1 protein-coding gene and 5 tRNA genes are annotated in these 1,888 nt (G+C 43.3%); 1 reads left to right on the forward strand and 5 read right to left on the reverse strand.

Annotated elements, in window-relative coordinates:
- Nucleotides 1-29: 29 nt before the first annotated feature.
- From AB4371_RS22550 to AB4371_RS22565, 4 genes are all read right to left on the reverse strand, one after another.
- Nucleotides 30-116, reverse strand: a tRNA-Leu gene (locus AB4371_RS22550).
- Nucleotides 117-196: 80 nt separating this feature from the next.
- Nucleotides 197-272: transfer RNA gene (locus AB4371_RS22555), tRNA-Gly, on the reverse strand.
- 46 nt (nt 273-318) lie between these two features.
- Nucleotides 319-392: transfer RNA gene (locus tag AB4371_RS22560), tRNA-Cys, on the reverse strand.
- A 67-nt stretch (nt 393-459) separates the two neighbouring features.
- Nucleotides 460-546: transfer RNA gene (locus AB4371_RS22565), tRNA-Leu, on the reverse strand.
- A 349-nt stretch (nt 547-895) separates the two neighbouring features.
- Here AB4371_RS22565 and AB4371_RS22570 point away from each other — a divergent pair.
- Nucleotides 896-1,684 carry a lipase family protein gene (locus tag AB4371_RS22570; RefSeq protein WP_017064543.1) on the forward strand — a complete coding sequence of 263 codons (789 nt, stop codon included), beginning with the start codon at nt 896-898 and terminating at the stop codon, nt 1,682-1,684.
- A 75-nt stretch (nt 1,685-1,759) separates the two neighbouring features.
- Here the strand turns inward: AB4371_RS22570 and AB4371_RS22575 are convergent.
- Nucleotides 1,760-1,833 (reverse strand) — tRNA-Cys (locus AB4371_RS22575).
- Nucleotides 1,834-1,888: the final 55 nt, after the last annotated feature.

Consider the following 1,888-nt stretch of genomic DNA (forward strand, 5'->3'; position numbering starts at 1 on the left):
AATACCAAGCGAGGTAATAATCAAATAGATGGTGCCCCGGGCCGGACTTGAACCGGCACAACGCGAACGTCGAGGGATTTTAAATCCCTTGTGTCTACCAATTCCACCACCAGGGCACGCAATTCTTTATTGCGATGCCGATTACTGAAAAGTAAAACACCATCTTAATGTCGAAATGAATCAACACTACAAAATTTGGAGCGATACATCGGGTTCGAACCGATGACCTCAACCTTGGCAAGGTTGCGCTCTACCAACTGAGCTAGTATCGCATTTTCATTCTTATTATCTCTTAACTTATCAAACTAAGAGAAAGAATGGAGGCGCCTCCCGGAGTCGAACCGAGGTCCACGGATTTGCAATCCGCTGCATAGCCACTCTGCCAAGGCGCCTTTAATAGTGATTTAAGAGAACAACTCTTTGTTCATCACTCTACTCAAAATGTAGAAGCTAGATAGATGGTGCCCCGGGCCGGACTTGAACCGGCACAGCGCGAACGCCGAGGGATTTTAAATCCCTTGTGTCTACCAATTCCACCACCAGGGCAACGCAATCTTGCGAGGCCGATTACTGAAAAGTAAAAACACCATCTCTCAGCGACCTAAGCCGTGAGAACGAGGTGTACTTTAACGGAAGGAAAAAATTCGTCAACAATAAATTTTATCTTTTAATTCAAGTGATTAATTATCGAACTCAAAAGAATAAATTTAGTGCAGCTTGTACGGTTCTTATACTTGGATTTCTAATTTAAACGGACAAATCACTGACAACCATTGATTCAAATACCAATTGAATGCGGTGATTTTATTGTTTTAAACCAAGCAAATGGCGTTTTCATGTGCTTTTCACATTCAACGATTAGAGTTTGAAGTAACTCTTATTAAGAAGTAAACATGTGAAACCACTAAAACGATATCAATATGAGCGCTATGCCGTTCTTTGTAACCTCGCCTACCCTAGAGTTTTTAAGCAGACTCGCTATGGTTTTGACCCTAATGGACAACGCATCATCAAGAACCAGTTTGGTAAAACCATGATTAGAGTGTTGTGGAGTAGCGACAAAGATGAAGTGGTTGTGGTAATCAAAGGATCGCACAGTATCTCAGATTGGCTACTAACCTTTGCTCTATGGACCAGAAGCTGTAAGAGAATTGGGCTCAATTATCGTGTGCATGCGGGTTTCTACCATCTAATGTTTCAAGAGAGCCAGCCAAGTCGTAATGAAGATAAGCTTGGCTTAACCGTTATTGAGCGCTTGGAAGCCACGCTCACACCTCTCATCGAACAAGGAAAAAGAGTGTCTATTACTGGCCACTCTTCCGGAGGCGCTATCGGTTGTGTCTTCGCTGATTACTTTGATCAAAAGTACCCAGGCTGTATTAAACGAATAGTGACTTTTGGCCAACCCGCCATTGGTGATTGGAGCTTTCGAAAGCACTATCGCATGAGTAAGAAGACCTACCGAATTTGCTGTGACATCGACATCGTGACCTTCATGCCACCGGTTCCTTTGCTCTATTGGCATGTAGGTAAAGTGCTTTGGCTTTATAACGGACGAATCTATGAGAACACTCCTACATTAATCCGCCTTGGTCGCTCTATCTTTAGTTGGCTGATAAGACCTTTCTCTTACCACTTGATGAGCAAGTATATCCGTAACAAAGATTTCTTTGATAAGCATTGAAATGGGTACGTAGGAAGCTTTTAGCGGGGCCAGAAACGAAAAAACCAGTCACTAGGACTGGTTTTTTCTGAATTATGGAGGCGCCTCCCGGAGTCGAACCGAGGTCCACGGATTTGCAATCCGCTGCATAGCCACTCTGCCAAGGCGCCTTCAATAGTGTTTTAAGAGAACAACTCTTTTGATCAATACCAAGCGAGGTAATAA

Origin of the sequence: Vibrio sp. 10N.261.51.A3 (genome assembly GCF_041471965.1) — a bacterium.
Classification (GTDB): domain Bacteria; phylum Pseudomonadota; class Gammaproteobacteria; order Enterobacterales; family Vibrionaceae; genus Vibrio; species Vibrio crassostreae_C.